At 73.7% G+C, this 15,553-nt stretch carries 14 protein-coding genes; 6 read left to right on the top strand and 8 right to left on the bottom strand.

Annotated features, from left to right (window positions below; translation table 11 throughout):
• Window positions 1-3: 3 nt before the first annotated feature.
• Complete coding sequence (locus tag ABEA10_RS00980; RefSeq protein WP_345456010.1) at window positions 4-372, top strand: hypothetical protein; 369 nt, start codon at window positions 4-6, stop codon at window positions 370-372.
• Here the strand turns inward: ABEA10_RS00980 and ABEA10_RS00975 are convergent.
• The gene (locus ABEA10_RS00975) at window positions 356-3,205 is read right to left on the bottom strand and encodes a helix-turn-helix transcriptional regulator (protein ID WP_345456007.1); all 2,850 of its coding nucleotides are present in this window, start codon (window positions 3,203-3,205) and stop codon (window positions 356-358) included. The two genes, ABEA10_RS00980 and ABEA10_RS00975, sit on opposite strands and share 17 nt — an antisense overlap.
• Before the next feature lie 131 nt (window positions 3,206-3,336).
• Here ABEA10_RS00975 and ABEA10_RS00970 point away from each other — a divergent pair, with 131 nt between their 5' ends.
• Both ABEA10_RS00970 and ABEA10_RS00965 read left to right on the top strand, forming a co-directional pair.
• Window positions 3,337-4,104, top strand: a complete 768-nt coding sequence (locus ABEA10_RS00970; protein WP_345456004.1) for a class I SAM-dependent methyltransferase — start codon at window positions 3,337-3,339, stop codon at window positions 4,102-4,104.
• Window positions 4,105-4,201: 97 nt separating this feature from the next.
• Window positions 4,202-6,268 (top strand): serine/threonine-protein kinase, encoded by a 2,067-nt coding sequence (locus ABEA10_RS00965; RefSeq protein WP_345456001.1) that lies wholly within the window; start codon window positions 4,202-4,204, stop codon window positions 6,266-6,268.
• 19 nt (window positions 6,269-6,287) lie between these two features.
• Here the strand turns inward: ABEA10_RS00965 and ABEA10_RS00960 are convergent, their stop codons facing one another.
• The 5 genes from ABEA10_RS00960 to ABEA10_RS00940 all read right to left on the bottom strand — a co-directional run bounded on the left by ABEA10_RS00960 (window position 6,288) and on the right by ABEA10_RS00940 (window position 10,754).
• A complete protein-coding gene (locus ABEA10_RS00960; RefSeq protein WP_345455998.1) occupies window positions 6,288-7,040 on the bottom strand; it encodes a class I SAM-dependent methyltransferase in 753 nt (250 codons plus the stop codon).
• A gap of 9 nt (window positions 7,041-7,049) precedes the next feature.
• Complete coding sequence (locus ABEA10_RS00955) at window positions 7,050-8,264, bottom strand: CaiB/BaiF CoA transferase family protein (RefSeq protein ID WP_345455995.1); 1,215 nt, start codon at window positions 8,262-8,264, stop codon at window positions 7,050-7,052.
• Window positions 8,265-8,340: 76 nt separating this feature from the next.
• Window positions 8,341-9,534: an acyl-CoA dehydrogenase family protein gene (locus ABEA10_RS00950; protein WP_345455992.1), complete on the bottom strand. Its 1,194-nt coding sequence runs from the start codon at window positions 9,532-9,534 to the stop codon at window positions 8,341-8,343.
• Entirely contained in the window at window positions 9,531-10,175 is a 645-nt protein-coding gene (locus ABEA10_RS00945; RefSeq protein ID WP_345455989.1) for a carboxymuconolactone decarboxylase family protein, read from the bottom strand. Before ABEA10_RS00945 ends, ABEA10_RS00950 begins: the two co-directional genes overlap by 4 nt.
• Before the next feature lie 12 nt (window positions 10,176-10,187).
• The gene (locus ABEA10_RS00940; protein ID WP_345455986.1) at window positions 10,188-10,754 is read right to left on the bottom strand and encodes a VOC family protein; all 567 of its coding nucleotides are present in this window, start codon (window positions 10,752-10,754) and stop codon (window positions 10,188-10,190) included.
• Window positions 10,755-10,903: 149 nt separating this feature from the next.
• On the opposite strand from ABEA10_RS00940, the gene ABEA10_RS00935 reads away from it, so the two are divergent.
• The 3 genes from ABEA10_RS00935 to ABEA10_RS00925 all read left to right on the top strand — a co-directional run bounded on the left by ABEA10_RS00935 (window position 10,904) and on the right by ABEA10_RS00925 (window position 13,366).
• Window positions 10,904-11,521 carry a TetR/AcrR family transcriptional regulator gene (locus ABEA10_RS00935; protein ID WP_345455983.1) on the top strand — a complete coding sequence of 206 codons (618 nt, stop codon included), beginning with the start codon at window positions 10,904-10,906 and terminating at the stop codon, window positions 11,519-11,521.
• A gap of 10 nt (window positions 11,522-11,531) precedes the next feature.
• Window positions 11,532-11,945: a nuclear transport factor 2 family protein gene (locus ABEA10_RS00930; protein WP_345455980.1), complete on the top strand. Its 414-nt coding sequence runs from the start codon at window positions 11,532-11,534 to the stop codon at window positions 11,943-11,945.
• Between the two features lie 65 nt (window positions 11,946-12,010).
• Window positions 12,011-13,366: a phosphotransferase family protein gene (locus ABEA10_RS00925; protein ID WP_345455977.1), complete on the top strand. Its 1,356-nt coding sequence runs from the start codon at window positions 12,011-12,013 to the stop codon at window positions 13,364-13,366.
• Between the two features lie 27 nt (window positions 13,367-13,393).
• Here the strand turns inward: ABEA10_RS00925 and ABEA10_RS00920 are convergent, their stop codons facing one another.
• Window positions 13,394-13,885 carry a hypothetical protein gene (locus ABEA10_RS00920; RefSeq protein WP_345455974.1) on the bottom strand — a complete coding sequence of 164 codons (492 nt, stop codon included), beginning with the start codon at window positions 13,883-13,885 and terminating at the stop codon, window positions 13,394-13,396.
• 200 nt (window positions 13,886-14,085) lie between these two features.
• Window positions 14,086-15,516 carry a DHA2 family efflux MFS transporter permease subunit gene (locus ABEA10_RS00915; protein ID WP_345455971.1) on the bottom strand — a complete coding sequence of 477 codons (1,431 nt, stop codon included), beginning with the start codon at window positions 15,514-15,516 and terminating at the stop codon, window positions 14,086-14,088.
• Window positions 15,517-15,553: the final 37 nt, after the last annotated feature.

The raw sequence follows: 15,553 nt of genomic DNA, 5'->3' as shown, positions 1-15,553 counted from the left end.
CCTGTGAACGCGTACGTTCCGCCCGGCTGGCCTGCCGGCGTGCACCCGCCGGGCACCGAGAGGTTCGAGGAGACCGCGATGGCGTGGCTCCTGGAGTTCGTGCCGCCCGAATACCGCCGCTACGGCGTGCTGCGCCGCTACCCGGTGGCGCTCGCCCGGATGGCGCGCCAGCACGTGTCCGCCGGTGTCGAGGCGGCCCGGCTGGGGTTCCGCACGGCCCGTACGGAGCTGTCCGGCGTCATCCCGCCACACGGCGTCGAGGCCGTGCTCGACATCTACCGGCGTGAGGGCGCCCGGCTCGTGGCGATCGCCGAGGGCGTCGACCTCGTCGACCGCGCCCTGCGTGGCGAGACGTTCACTCGGCCGCTCTGAACAGGTGCGCGGCGGCACCGCGGTTGGGCACGCCGAGCTTGTGCAGGATGCGCGAGACGTGGACGCCGACCGTGCGCTCGCTGATGAACAGCGCCTCGGCGATCTGCCGGTTGGTCCGGCCGTCGCTCAGCAGGGCGAGGATCTCGCCCTCGCGGGCGGTCAGCCCGGGCACCGTCTCCCCCGCGCGCACCAGCTCCAGGCGTCCCCGCCGGGACAGGTCCTCGATCTTCCTCCGCAGGCTGTCCGCGCCCAGCGCCACGACCGTCTCGTGGGCCGCGCGCAGCAGTGTCGCGGCCTCCTCGCGCGAGCCCTTGGTCGCGAGGAGCGCCTCCGCTCCACGGAACCGGCAGTACGCCGCGTTGTACGGCTCGCCGAGGTCGTCCCACGCGGCCTGCGCGTCCGCCCACGCGACCGGATCGGGCTTCGTGAGACGCGTCGACTCCGCCTCGGCGGTGCGCCCGTACGCCTCCGGCTCCGGGCACGCGGTCATGCCGCTGAGGAACTCCCGGCACTCCTTGAGGAACTCACCGGCCTCTCCGCCGATCGCCGCCTCGGCGGCCAGGCCGATGGAGCAGAGCTCGGGCCCGAACCGCAGATACTCCGAGCCGCGGATCAGGTCCAGGCCGATCCGTACGCGCTCGCGGCAGGCCTCGTGGTCGTCCTCGGCGATCGCCAGCCAGGCGGCGCACACGTGGAACGAGGTGACCATCTCCCGGTTCTGGGACCGCTCGGCGGTCTCCTCGACCGACGACAGCAGCACGCGGGCACCCTTGACGTCGCCGCGCCGCAGCGCCAGCTCGGTCATGGCCAGGGTGACGCCCCACCGTTGCCCGGGCGGCGCGTCGATGTCATCGACCTCGTCGGCCAGCCGGTCCGCGTCCGGCCAGCGGCCGAGCCGCACCATCGCGGCCAGCGTGTTGCCCGCCGCGCACATGCAGGTCGTACGGCCGTAGCCGAGGCCGCGGCAGACGTGCACACCCTCCATGCCGACCTCGGCGGCCTCCGCCCAGCGGCCCGCCCACAGCAGCGCGTCGGAGAAGTTGACGTAGGTGCGGCCCAGCTCCCAGGTGTCGCCGCGCGACTTGGCGAGCCGCAGCGCGGCGGCGAGCTCGTCCAAGCCTCGTGACGCATCGCCGAGCATGGCGAGCGCGACGCCCAGGGTGTTGCGCGCGTGCACCTCCAGGTCGGGGGCGCCCACGGCGACGGCCACGGCGATGGCCTCCCGGCAGCAGGCGGCGGCGTCCGTGTAGCGGTTCTGGAGCATGAAGGCGTGCCCCTGGAGGGCACGCACCTGGGCGCGCTCGCGCGTGGAGGCCTCGGCGGGCAGCAGCGCGACCGCCTCGTCGTAGGAGCGGCAGGCGGCGGCGACGTCGCCGGCCACCCAGTGGATCCGGCCGGCGAGGATGCGCAGGGCGGACGCGCGCAGCGGTTCGGCTCCCGCGTCGAGGCCGGCGATCGACGCCTCGGTGAGCTGGAGGGCGCGGTCGGTCTCGCCCTCGGCCATCGCGACCTCGGCGGCGCGCCGCCGCAGTTCGGCGTGATCGAGTCCGCAGCGGCTCTCCGCGTCGGCCACTTCCGGCCACAGCCGCAGCGCCCGCTCGTAGTGCGCGAGCGCGACGGCCCAGGCGTTCGCCGCCTGGGCGGCGGCCGCCGCGGCGACGAAGCCGGCGAGGGCCTCGGGGTGGTGTCCCGCCGCGTACCAGTGGCGCGCCGACTCGGCCGGGACGTTCTTGTCCTCCAGGGCCTCGGCGACCGCCAGGTGCAGCCGGTTGCGCCGGCCGGGCAGCAGGTCGGCGTGGAGCGCCTCGCGCAGCAGCGCGTGGCGGACGTCGTAGCCGTCGCCCGTGACGATCAGCAGCCGGTGTGAGACGGCTTCGTGCAGCGCGGCCTCCAGCTCGCCCGCGGACAGCCCGGTGACGGTGCCGATCAGCTCTTCGTCCCCGCCCCGGCCGATGATCGCGACGGCGCGCAGGACCCGTCCCGTCGCCGGTGCGAGGCGTTCGACGCGGGTCAGCAGGACGTCGCGCAGGCTGGCGGTCAGCTCCGTACCGGTCGGCCCGGCGGCCAGCAGTTCCTCGACGAAGAAGGGGTTGCCCTCCGACCGGTCGAACAGCGACCTGGTCTGCCGCGTCGCCGGTTCGGTGCCGAGGATGCCGGTGACCTGGGCGGTCACCTCCTCGACGGACAGGCCGGTCAGCTCGATGCGCTCGGCACGGCCGGAGCGTTCCAGCTCCAGCACGATGTTGTGCAGCGGGTGGTCACGCGGCACCTCGTCGCTCCGGTAGGTGCCGACGATCACCAGTCCCGCGTGCCGGAGGTTACCGCCGATCATCGCCAGCAGGTCGGCCGAGGCCGGGTCGATCCAGTGCAGATCCTCCAGGACGAGGACGGCCGGGCGCAGCGCGGCCATGCGCCGGAACAGCCCGAGCGCCAGCTCGTACAGGCGTCCGCGCTCGGTCTGGTCGTGCCGGCTCGTCGGGCTTCCGCACAGCCCGGGCAGCAGCGCGCCGAGCTCCTGGCGCGCCTCGCCGAGGACGTGGGCGAGTTCGTCGCCGCTCAGCTCGTCGGCCAGCGGCCGGAGGGCGGCGACGAAGGGGGCGTACGGCGCGGCGCCCTCGGCCAGGTCGAGACAGGCGCCGGAGAAGACGAGCGCGTCGTTCTCCCTGGCCCGCGCGGTGAACGTCTCCACCAGCCGCGACTTGCCGATGCCGGCGTCGCCGGAGACGAAGAGCAGCACGGAAGAGCCGCCCCGCGCCTGAGCCAGGGCGGCGTCCAGCCGCGCCAGCTCCGCGGTGCGGCCGATGAGAGTAGGGCACGAGACTCGCCGGGCCACACCAAGGAGTATGGATCACGTACGACGAGTACGGCGAACAAAGTCAGCAAATAGGTAAATATGCGGATGCAAGTCTCCCGAGCGCGAAGTGATCATGTAATCGATCAGTCGACTACCCGGAGGACGCGACGGTGGGTCCGACCCAGGTTCATCCGCAGAACGGTATGGCCTTCACCAACGTGTGCGAGGAACAGCTCCGCCCGCTCTATATCGCCGCGCTCGGTGCACTTGACCCGCGTCCGGGGACACGCCTGCTGCACGTCGGCTGCGGTACCGGGACGGCCCTGCGTCTCGCGGCGCGAAGCGGCGCCGAGGTGGCCGGTCTGGACGCCTCGGTCGACCTGCTCAAGGTCGCGCGGGAACGCCTGCCCGACGCCGACCTGCGCGTGGCCGACGCCGCCGAACTGCCCTACGACCGCGGCTGCTTCGACCAGGTCATGGCCTTCGACGCGATCCAGTACACCGAGCCCCCGGCGGTCGCCGTGGCCGAGCTGGCGCGCGTCACCCGGCCCGGCGGCTCGGTCGTGATCGGGCTGTGGCACAACTGGTCCGGACGCGAGGCGAGCGCGTTCCTCAACGCCGTACGCGGGCTCGTACCGGCCGGCGCCCCCGGCTCCCAGCCGGTCCGCGACCTGTACCACCTGCGCGAGGTCATGGTGGAGGCCGGTCTGGACGTGTACGCCTACGCCGAGGTGACCCGCAGGTACGACTTCCCCTCGCTCGACGCCGCGTGGGAGTCGATGCGGTTCTCGCCCAACGTGGCCCGCGCGATCGAGGTCATCGGCATGGACGCCGCGCACGAGGTCTTCCTGGCCAACTTCGGCAACCAGCGGCGCGCCGACGGGACCATCCAGCAGGACAACCTGTTCCAGTACGCCGTGGGCCGCGCCACCAGCTGAACTCCGGCGAGGCCGGACGATGCCGGTATCGGCGCTCCGATCCGGCGCTATCGTTTGACGCGCTGTGGACGATGGCTTGACCGGAAGGACACCTCCCATGGCCGACGGCCTTCCGCTGCGCCCGGGCGACCCGCCCGAGCTCGGCGGCCACCGGCTTGTGCGCCGGCTCGGCGAGGGCAACCAGGGGGTCGTCTTCCTGGGGCGGAGCCCCTCGGGCGAGCAGGTGGCGATCAAACTGCTGCACGCCCGGATGGCGGCGGACCCGAACGCCCGCGACCGCTTCGTACGCGAGCTGTCCGCGGCCAAGAAGGTCGCGCGCTTCTGCACCGCGCAGGTGCTCGACGCCGACCTCGCGGGCGACCACCCGTACATCGTCAGCGAGTACGTCGAAGGACGCTCGCTGCGGTCCCACATCCTCGCCGACGGTCCCCGCACCGGCGGCGCGCTCGAACGCCTGGCCATCGGCACGCTGACCGCGCTCGCCGCGATCCACAAGGCCGGCATCGTCCACCGCGACTTCACGCCGCACAACGTCCTGCTGGGCCCGGACGGCCCGCGGGTCATCGACTTCGGCATCGCCCGCGCGCTCGGCGCGACGGGCAACAACGAGTCCGCCCGCGCCGGCACGCCCTCGTACATGGCGCCCGAGCAGGTCACCGGCGACGAGATCGGCCCGCCCGCGGACATGTTCGCGTGGGGCTCGACGATCCTGTTCGCCGCGACCGGGCACCCGCCGTTCGGCAACGAGTCCGTGCACGCCGTGATGGAACGCATCGTGCACGACGAGCCGGACGTCTCCGCCCTGCCGGAGCCGCTGCGGTCGGTCGTGGCCGCCTGCCTCTCCAAGGACCCGGCGCGCCGGCCGACCGCGCAGCAGGCCCAGGCCGGCCTGCTCGGCCACGAGGCCCCCGTCGACGAGCCGCTGATGCCGCCGCCGGCCTTCGGCGCCACCGCGCCGCCGGAGCAGCAGCCGGACGCACCGGCCCCCGAAACCCGGCCTCCCACCGCCGAACCGGCCGCGCCCGCCGCCACCGAGGCCGCCGTTCCCGCTGACACCGCCCCCCGGCCCGCCGTCGCGGCGGCATCACCGCCCCCGGCGTTCCCCGCGTTCCCCCCACCGGCCGCCGCCGACGAGACGGCCGCCGAGACCTCCGGCCCGACACCGCCCATCACCGGAACCCCGAACACGACCGGGCCCTCCGGCACGACACCACCGGCCACCGGGACGTCCGACGTGGCACCGGCGCCACCGGCGCCGGTGCAGGTGCCGAGCCCGTGGGCGGCGGCCGTACAGCTGCCGGCAGCACCCGCACCCGCGCCACCGGCCTCCACGGCGGCACCGGCGTCGGCCGTACCGCCGTCTCCCTCCGCGCCGCCGTCCAGCCCGCGCGAGCTGCCGCGCTCCCCCGCGCCGCCGACGGCTCCGGTGGCCGTGTCCCCGGTCTCCGGCCCGGCCCGTACGTCGCCGGTCTCCGGCGCTTTCGCACCGTCCGGACCCTCGCCGGCGCGGTCGGCGCTGACCCCCGCCTCCACGCCCACCACGGCGCCCGCGTCCGGCCGGCGGCGGACGGTCGGCTGGGCGCTCCTGGCCGGGGCGGCCGTGGTCGTGGCCGGCGCCGCCGTGGCGGTGCCGCTGTGGCCGGGCGGCGGCGACGCCGCCACCGCTCCCCCGGTCCGTACGGCTGTCACCGCGCCGAGCACGCCCACACCGACACCGGCGCCGACCACGCACCGGCCCCAGCTCAACGGCGTCCGGTCCGGTGCCCCCATCGCCAAGCCGAAGAAGAAACCGGCCAAGGGCTGCCACGACTACCAGCGGGCGTACACCGTGACCCACGCCGGGTCCGTGCTGCTCAAGGTGTCGGTCTGCCGCGGCGCGTACACCGGTACCGCCGTCCTGGCCGACACCGCCGCCAAGGACGGCTGGAACATCTGCGTCCAGCTCCGCGGCCACGTCACCGGCTCCCCGGAGACCTACGTCAGCACGGTCCTGTCCTCCCGCGACGGCCGCGTACGCGCCTTCGACAACGGCCCCAAGGCGCGTTTCGGCGCGAAGACCACCCGTACGGAGGACTCCGTCGCCGTGAACGTCGGCCGGTGCCGGGGATCCGGGGCGGCGCTCCAGACCTCCTGGCAGACGCAGGACAAGCTCGCCGCCGGTTGACGGTGCCGGTGGGCCGGGGTCAAACCTTGGTGAGCCGGAGGAGGCGGTAGACGGGGTCCGGACGTGGCCGGTCCTGGTCCGGAAGCGCCTGGAGCCGCTCGCACAGGGCGGTCAGGTCGTCACCGGCGGCCTTGGCCCAGGTGAAGGCTCCGGCCAGGAGATGTTCGCGCCACCGGCGCGGGGATCGGCCCTGTCCGGTTCCGGGGAACGCGTTCTCCCCGGTCACGGTCAGCCCGAGTGGAGCGCCCAGGTCGGTCACGCGGCCGGTGGCGTCCGTCTGGGGTGCCGCGTACGCCGCGCGGACGGGCTTGATCAGCGCGGTGGTGTCGTCGTCCGTGGCGAAGACCGCGTCGTTCTTGTCCACCGTGGTGAGCAGTGTCCCGCCGGGCCGCAGGACGCGTGCGACCTCGGTCAGGGCCGCCGCGCCGGCCGGCGCGTTCATCAGGTGGAGAAGCCAGATCATCACCACGGCGTCCATCGACGCGTCGGCCAGCGGGAGCCTGGTCACATCGCCGATCGTGATCCGGCCGGGCAGTCGTGTCGCGGCGATGCGGGTCATCCCGGAGGAGAGGTCGATGCCGATGACCTGCCGGCCCGGTCGCGTGAGGCGGACGGTGACGATCCCGGTGCCGCAGGCGAGGTCGGCCAGTCTCGTGGTGTCCGGGGGCAACAGGGCGCGTACCGCGGCGGCCGCCGATGCGGCTCTGGCGTCGCCGCCACGGGTCACGTCGTAGTGGTCGGCCTCGCGGTCGTAATCCAGCATGCCGGTCATCCAACACCGTTAGATCACGCCGCGTGCGGCCAGGGCGGCGCGCTCCTCCTCGCCGATGCCCAGCAGGTCGCCGTAGACCTCGGCGTTGTGCTCGCCGAGCGCCGGGCCGAGCCGGCGTACGGAGCCGGGCGTCTCGCCGAGCCGGGGGAAGACGCCCTGCATCGGGAGCTCACCCAGCTCCGGGTGGACGAGACGGACGATGGCCTCACGGGCGGCGAAGTGCGGGTCGGCGAACATGTCACGCGCGGTGTAGATGCGGCCCGTCGGCACTCCTCCGTCGTGCAGCCGGCCGAGGAGCTCTTCCACGCCGAACCGCGCGGTCCAGGCGGAGATCAGCGCGTCCAGCTCCGCCATGTTGCGTCCACGCGCGGCGTGCGTGGCGTAGCGGTCGTCGGCGGCCAGGTCCGGGCGTTCCATCGCGGCGGCCAGCCGCCGGAAGACCGTGTCCTGGTTGGCCGCGATGAGCACCATCTCACCGTCCTTGGTGGGATAGACGTTGCTGGGCGCGACGTTCCCCAGCACCGGCCCGGTGCGCTCGCGCTGGTAGCCGGCGACCGTCCACTCGGGCAGGAGCGACTCCATCATCGCCAGCACGGCCTCGTAGATGGCCGAGTCGACGACCTGCCCCCGGCCGGTCCGCCGGCGGCCGTGCACGGCGGCGAGCGCGCCGAGGGCGGCGAACAGCCCGGCGAGCGAGTCGCCGAGGGAGATCCCGGTCCGCGAGGGCGGGCCGCCGGGGTCGCCGGTGACGTGCCGCAGACCGCCCATCGCCTCGCCGATCGAGCCGTACCCGGCGCGCGGCGCGTACGGGCCGGTCTGCCCGAACCCCGTCACCCGCACCATGACCAGCCCGGGGTTGGTCTCGCGCAGCCGGTCGAAGCCGAGGCCCCAGCGTTCGAGCGTGCCGGGCCGGAGGTTCTCCACGACGATGTCGGCCCGGTCGATGAGGCGCCGGGCCAGGTCCTGTCCCTCGGCGGTCCGCAGGTCGCAGGTCGCCGACTTTTTGTTGCGCGCGATGATCGGCCACCACAGGGAGCGGCCGTGCGGCTTCTCCCGGCCCCACTGGCGCATCGGGTCGCCCGCGCCCGGCGGCTCCAGCTTGATCACCTCGGCGCCGAAGTCGCCGAGGAGCTGCCCGCAGAACGGACCCGCGATGAGCTGGGCCATCTCGACGACGCGCAGGTCGGCGAGCGGCCCCGGAGAGGCGGGTGAGTCGGTCGGCATGCGTTCTCGTCCCCTGTCTTGCCATGGACCTGTTCTTCCGGAGACCTGTTCCGGCGGACCGGCTCCCAAGCCGGCCTCAGCGGAGGCCGAACTCCCAGTTGCCGCCGTTGCGGTACTCGCGCAGGACGCGGCGTGCCGCGCTCTGCGTGTGCACCTCGTCCGGGCCGTCGTACAGGCGGGCCTCCCGTGCGTGCCGGTACATCCGCGACAGCGGCAGGTCGTCGGTGAGCCCCGCCGCGCCGTACACCTGGATGGCCCGGTCGATGACGTTGTGCAGCATCCGCGCGCCGACGACCTTGATCACGGAGATCTCGACGCGCGCCTCGTCGCCGGCGTCGATCCGGTGCGCGGCCTGGAGCGTGAGCAGCCGCGCGGACTGGATCTCGGCGTAGGACTCGAACACGTGCCGCTGCATGAGCTGCTTGTCGGCCAGCGGGCCGCCGAAGGCGGTGCGGGAGTTCAGCCGTTCGCACATCAGGTCGAAGGCGCGCTGCGCCTGCCCGAGCCAGCGCATGCAGTGGAAGATGCGGCCGGGGCCGAGCCTCCGTTGCGCGATGCGGAAACCCTCCCCGCGCGGGCCGAGCAGGTTGCTCGCCGGCACGCGCACGTCCTCATAGGCGACCTCGTAGTGACCGCCGGCCAGGCCGAGCACGGGCAGGTCGCGCACGATCCGGTACCCAGGGGTGTCGGTCGGCACGATGATCATGCTGAACGCCCGGTGCGGCGGCGTGCCCTCCGGCTCCGTACGGCACATGACCGTCGTGTACGCGGCGGCCGCGGCCCCGGTGGTGAACCACTTGCGGCCCCGGATGACCCACTCGTCGCCGTCCAGCTCGGCGGTGGTGCGCAGGCCGGTCGGGTCGGAGCCTGCGGCATCCGGCTCGGTCATCGCGAAGCTCGGCGACACCTCCCCCGCCACCATCGGCGCCAGGTACCGCTCGCGCCAGCGCGCGCCGGCGTACTCGTGCAGCATGAGGGAGTCCTGGAGGGTGAACGTGCCGAGAGCGAGCTGGCCCCACTCGCTGCGACCCTGCACCTCGTTGACGAACACGTAGTCCAGGAACGGCAGGCCGCCGCCGCCCAGCTCGGCCGGGTGGCCGAGCGCCCACAGCCCGGCGTCCTTGGCCTCGCGCCGCAGCTCGCGGAGCTTGGCGGCGGCGGCCTCACCACCGGCGGTCAGGACCGGCTCGGCGGGTTCGACCCGCTCGGTCATGAACGCGTACACGGCGTCGCGCACCGGCCGGACGTGCTCGGGCACCTCGAACGTCATCGGCGGCCCCCCGCGATGTCGTCGGCGATGTCCCGCGCGCCGTACCCCTCGGGCGCGGCCACCTCGACGACGGGCTCCTCCCGGTCGTCGAACTCCAGCCGCAGCGCCTTGGCCATCGTCGCATGCATCTCGTACAGGCAGGTGATGTAGGTGAGCAGGAGGATCTCCTCGTCACCGAGGTGCCGCTTCAGCACCGCGAAGATCTCGTCGTGCACCCGGCCGCCGTCGAGCACGAGGCCGTCGGTGTAGGCGAGCACCGCGCGTTCCAGCTCGGAGAAGCAGTCCGCGGTCTGCCAGTACGCGACGGCCTGGACCTTCTCCTCCGGTACGCCCAGCGCGCGCAGCTGCTTGCAGTGCTGGGAGAAGACGAACCGGCTGCCGCGCGCCCAGCCGGCCCGCGACTGGCCGAGCTCGCGCAGCAGCGGGTCGAGCTTCGCGTCGCGGTACAGCGCGAAGCCGCGTACGGCGTGCCGGAAGACCTCCGGGGACTGGGCGAAGACGGTCCACCAGTCACCGGGTGAGCCGGTCGCGGTGCCGTGCTCGACGGCGGGGTCGCGGTCGGGGCCGAACAGGCGGTCGTAGAAGAACAGGATCCGCTCGTCGGTGACCTCGGCGCGGGGCACCTCTCGCAGGCGGGGCATCGGCTCCTCCGGTCAGGCGTGCGTGGGGGTACGGCGGTCCGCCGCCGTCCTCGGCGTGTGAGAGACGTCGGCGTCGGTGAACTCCCGGGTCCAGCAGGCGAACTCCAGGAGGATGCCGTCGGGGTCCTGGAAGTAGAAGGAGCGGACGAACACGCCGTCGTACATCTCGCGGGCGATCCCGGACGGGCTGTCGTCGTGGTTGAGGATCGGGCTGACCGTCACGCCCTTGGCCTTGAGCCGGCGGCGGTACTCCTCGAAGCGCTCGGGCGGCACGGTGAAGGCGACGTGGTTCATCGAGCCGACCGCGCTCAGCAGGTCGCCCTGTTCGGGACGGCCGGGCGGCGCGGAGATCCCCGGTACGCCGTCGGGAGCGTCCGGGAACCAGAAGAACGCCACGCAGTCACCGCCCCCGCAGTCGAAGAAGAAGTGCTGGCCCATGCCGCCCGGCAGCTCGATCGTCTTGATCAGCGGCATGCCGAGGACGCCGGAGTAGAAGTCGATGGTCTGCCGCATGTCCGAGCAGACCAGGGCGAGGTGGTTGATCCCGCCCAGCTCGAACTCGGGGTTCTTCCCGGCCATGCTCACTCACTCCTCAGGGGCGCCCAGCAGTTGACTTGACAGTCAGGTCAACTTCTCCGCATCATTTGTCCGCTGCGGATGGACTGTCAAGACCTTCATGCCTGGGGCCCTGCGGCCGGGCGGGATGCCGGGGCGAAAGGGCGGAGACGATGGCGGACGAGGGCACGACGGCGCTGACCGAGCGCGGCGTGCGCACGCGGGAGCGCCTGATCCAGGCCGCCCGCGAGGTCTTCGAGGACAGGGGCTTCCTCGACACGCGGGTCCGCCACATCACCGAACGCGCCGGCGCCGCGTACGGCACCTTCTACACCTACTTCGACTCCAAGGAGGCCGTCCTCCGGGAGATCGCCGACCGGATCTTCGCCGACATGACCGGGCGCGACCGGCTGCCGCTCGGCCCGGACGCCGCCCCGGGCGACCGCGTACGCCGCGCCAACCGCTCCTACTCCACGGCCTACCTGCGCAACGCCCGGATGATGGCGATCATCGAGCAGGTCGCCACGTTCAACGAGGAGTTCCGCGAGATGCGGCGGCGGCACCGCGCCCTCGCGACCGGCCGCTCGGCCCGCGCGATCCGCCGCTGGCAGAGCGAGGGACTCGTCGATCCCGGACTGGACGCCGACCTGGCCGCACGCGCGCTCGCCGCGATGGTCGACCACTCCCTCTACCTGCGGCTCGTCCAGGGCGAGGGCGACGACACCGAACGCCTCCTGGACACCCTCGACGCGCTCACCGTCCGCGCGCTGGGACTGGACCGCCTCACCTGAAGGAGCCGCCGTGCACCCGGACCACGAGGAGATCGCGACCGGATTCGTCACCGCGATCACGACCGGCGACACCGAGGCACTGCGCCGGCTGTACGCCCCGGACGCGCGGATCTGGCACAACGGCGACGGGACCGAGCAGACCGTCGAGGACAACCTGCGCACCCTGCGCTGGCTGGCCCGCAACCTGCACGACTTCCGCTACGAGGAGATCCGGCGCGACCCGGCCGCGTACGGCTACGTGCAGCGGCACGTGCTGCGCGGCCGGCTCCCCGACGGCACGGCGGTCGAGGTGCCCGCCTGCCTGTTCGTCACGGTCGACGGCGGGCGCATCACCCGGATCGAGGAGTACGCCGACTCACGCGCCACCGACGCGCTCCGCGCCCACGCCGCCGCCCGCCGCGCGGCGCGAGAGGCCCAGCGGTGAGCGAGCGGAGCGAACGAACCAATGAAACACGCGCGCCTGGTCGCCGCTCCGACGAAGGAGGGCCCGTGACCGAGGGCCTTGCCGGGCGACTCGCCGCCCGCCTCACGCAGGTCCGCGGCCGGCCGGTGACCGTGACCGAGCCGCGGCGGCTGTCGGGCGGGGCCAGCCGGGAGACGTGGGCGTTCGAGGCGGACGGCGACCCGCTGGTGCTGCGCCGCGACCCGCCGGCCTCCCCGCAGCCGCGGGAGATGGCGCGCGAGGCCGCCGCGCTGCTCGTCGCGGCGCGCGGCGGCGTCCCGGTGGCGAGGCTGGTCGACCACGGCGACGGCGCGGGCACGGTCGGCTCGCCGTACCTCATCATGGAACGCCTCGACGGCGAGACGATCCCGCGCCGCCTCCTGCGCGACGAGCGGTTCGCCGCCGTACGGCCCGGCCTGGCGCGCGAGCTCGGCCGGATCCTCGCCCGCGTCCACGCGCTCCCGCCCGGCGAGATCGCCGACCTGCCCGGCGGCGACCCGCTGGAACAGCTCGTCGAGATGTACGAGGCCTTCGGCGAGCCGCGCCCGGCGATCGAACTCGCGTTGCGCCGGCTCGGCCGCGACCGCCCGCCGCCCGGCGGCGACACCGTGGTGCACGGCGACTTCCGCACCGGCAACCTCATGGTCACGCCCGAGGGCGTCCGCGGCGTCCTGGACTGGGAGCTGACGCACCGCGGCGACCCGGTGGAGGACCTCGGCTGGCTGTGCGTGAAGGCGTGGCGGTTCGGCTCGCCGCTGCCGGCGGGCGGGTTCGGGTCCCGCGCCGAGCTTCTGGCCGGGTACGCCGAGGGCGGCGGCACCGTTCCCTCGGCGGAGGCACTGCGCTGGTGGGAGACGTACGGCACGCTGCGCTGGGCGGTGCTGTGCCGGGTCCAGGCGGAGCGCTACCTGTCCGGCGCCGAGCGCTCGGTCGAGCTGGCCGCCCTGGGGCGCCGGGTCTGCGAGCAGGAGCACGACCTGCTGCTCGCCCTCGGCCTGACCGAGCCGAGCGAGGTCCCCGACCCGCTCACCGGCCGCCCGCCCGGCCCCGGCGCGCCACCGCACGACCGGCCCGGCGCGCTGGACCTGATCGAGGCGGTACGGGCGTTCCTCACCGACGAGGTGATCGCCGACGGCGACGAGCGCCTGCGCTTCCACGCCCTGGTGGCCAGGTCGGCGCTGGGCATCGCCCAGCGGGAACTCCTGCTCGGCGACGCCCATCGCGCCGAGCACGACCGCCGCCTGGCGGCACTCGGCTGCCGCGACGACGCGGAGTTGGCCCGCGCGATCCGGTCCGACGACCTCGACGACCGGATGGACGAGGTGGTCGCCGTGGTCCGTGCGACGGTGACCGACAAGCTCACCGTCGCCAACCCCCGCCACCTGTCCGTCCCGGACGCCTGACCCGCACCGCCGTACGGCCGGCGGGCCTCAGGAGACGAGCATGCGGACCGCGGGGCAGGCGGTTGAGGACGTGGGGCCGCACAGGAGCCGGGCTTTGGCGCTCGCGCCGCAGTAGTCCTTGCGCTGGGGCTTCTCGGCGCCGAACCCGGTGGGGGTGGTGCCCGCGAGCAGCTGGCCGGCCGGGCCGCCGACCAGGGTCAGCCGGGCCACCCCGTCCGTCCGCGTGGGTTGGGTACCGACGTAGACGCCGGCCCCGGCCGGCTGCCCCGGACCTTTGTCGTAGAGCCAGAAGTTGATCTGCTGGCCCGCGACGGGCTTGCCGTGCGCCGTGAGCCTGGCGGTCAGCAGCAGGTCGTCGGTGATCCGCCCGACGCGCGTGTCCTGCACGGACAGGGCGACGTCCGTACAGCCGTAGACCAGCGACCGCGAGCACCCCGCGACCACTACGCAGGCCACGGCCACCGTCCCACCCGCGGCGAGCGCGACGGAGCCGGTGAGCCGATGCGTCAGGTCGAGCATCCGCCGACGCTCCATTCGTTGAAATACCTGATCCGCGTCGAGGAACGAGGCGCTGATAATGATCACGGTATCTGACCTGCGCGGCTGTCCGCGGCGAACAGACGATGCCGCGCGAGCCGAATGGAAGTGGGCTGAAGCCCCCCGGGCGGGAGGGGCTCCTTCCACCGCCTGCCTCCCGCGCCGGGGCCGAGGTGACCGGTTCAGATCCGCTGTGCGGTCCGTGTCGGTGCGGGGCGTGGCGGTGCGGGCCGGGCCGGCGTCGGCAGCAGCAGGCCCGCGAGCATGCCGGCGAATGCCAGGGCGGCGGCCACGGCGATCGCCCACGCGAAGCCGTGGCTGAACGCGGAGGCGGTGGCGTACCCGCCGGTCGCGGCGAACACGGCCGCCGGGATCGCGACGCCGAACGCGCCGCCGAGCTGGCGCATCGTGCTGTACGCCCCGGAGGCCCTGCCGATGTCGGCCGGTGCGCTGGTGCTGACCGCCGCCTTGGTGACGGCCGGGATTCCCAGCGCGAACCCGATGCCCGCGACGCTCATCGGCGTGACCAGCGCCCCGTACGACAGGTGGGGGCTGGCGATCAGCGCGGTCCACGCCATCCCGGCGGCCTGCAGGGTGAGGCCGGTGACGACCAGCGGGCGCGCGCCCAGCCGGTCGGTGAGGGTGCCGGCGACCGGGGCGATCAGGAACGGCGCGACGCCCCACGGCAGCATGCGCAGGCCGGTGCTCAGTGGGCCCTGGCCAAGGGCGACCTGCTGGTACTGGGTCATGAAGAAGATCGCGCCCATCATCGACCCGTTGAGCAGGAAGATCAGCGCGTTGCCCGTGGAGAACGCGCGCGACCGGAACAGTCGCAGCGGCAGCATCGGCGCGCGGGCGCGTGACTGCCACCCGACGAACGCCATGGTCAGCACCGCGCCCCCGGCGAGCGGTGCGATCACCGTGGCGCTGCCCCATCCGGCGGAGTTCGCCCGGACCAGGCCCCACACCAGCCCGAGCGCGGCCAGCGTGAACAGGACGAGGCCGGGCAGGTCGATCGCGACGCCCTGGCCGAAGCCCTCCTTGACGCGGACCCGCACGAACGGGATCGCGGCCAGGCCGATCGGCACGTTCAGCCAGAAGATCCACTGCCACGCGAGGCCCTGGGTGATCACGCCGCCCAGCACCGGTCCGAGCAGCGCGGCCAGACCGGTGACGCTGCCGTAGACGCCGAGCGCCCAGCCGCGCCGTTCCAGCGGGAACGCCGCGTTCAGCAGGCTCAGCGCGAGCGGCATGACGGTCGCCGCGCCGACGCCTTGTACGACGCGCGCCGCGATCAGGGCGCCGGCGCCGTCCGCCAGTGCGCACGCGGCCGACGCCGCGGCGAACAGCGCCAGTCCCACGATGTACAACCGCCTGCGCCCGAACCGGTCCCCCAGCGACGCGCCGGTCATCAGCAGCACCGCGAAACTCAGGGTGTAGGCGTTGACCGTCCACTCGAGGTCTTCGATCGACGCGTGCAGATCGCGCTGGATCGCGGTCAGCGCCGTGGCCACGATCAGCGCGTCGAGCACCACCATGAACGATCCGACCGACGCGAGGACCAGCGCCCATCGCTGTTCCGCCGTCGCCCGGACCCGATTTCCACCACTCACGATTTCCTCCCGTTCGTCGGTGGTAGGGACACCGGGC

The sequence above is a fragment of the Actinoallomurus oryzae genome (assembly GCF_039541955.1).
Taxonomy (GTDB): domain Bacteria; phylum Actinomycetota; class Actinomycetes; order Streptosporangiales; family Streptosporangiaceae; genus Actinoallomurus; species Actinoallomurus oryzae.
Note: the sequence above shows the minus strand (reverse complement) of the source record. Positions and strands in the feature narration are given on the sequence as shown.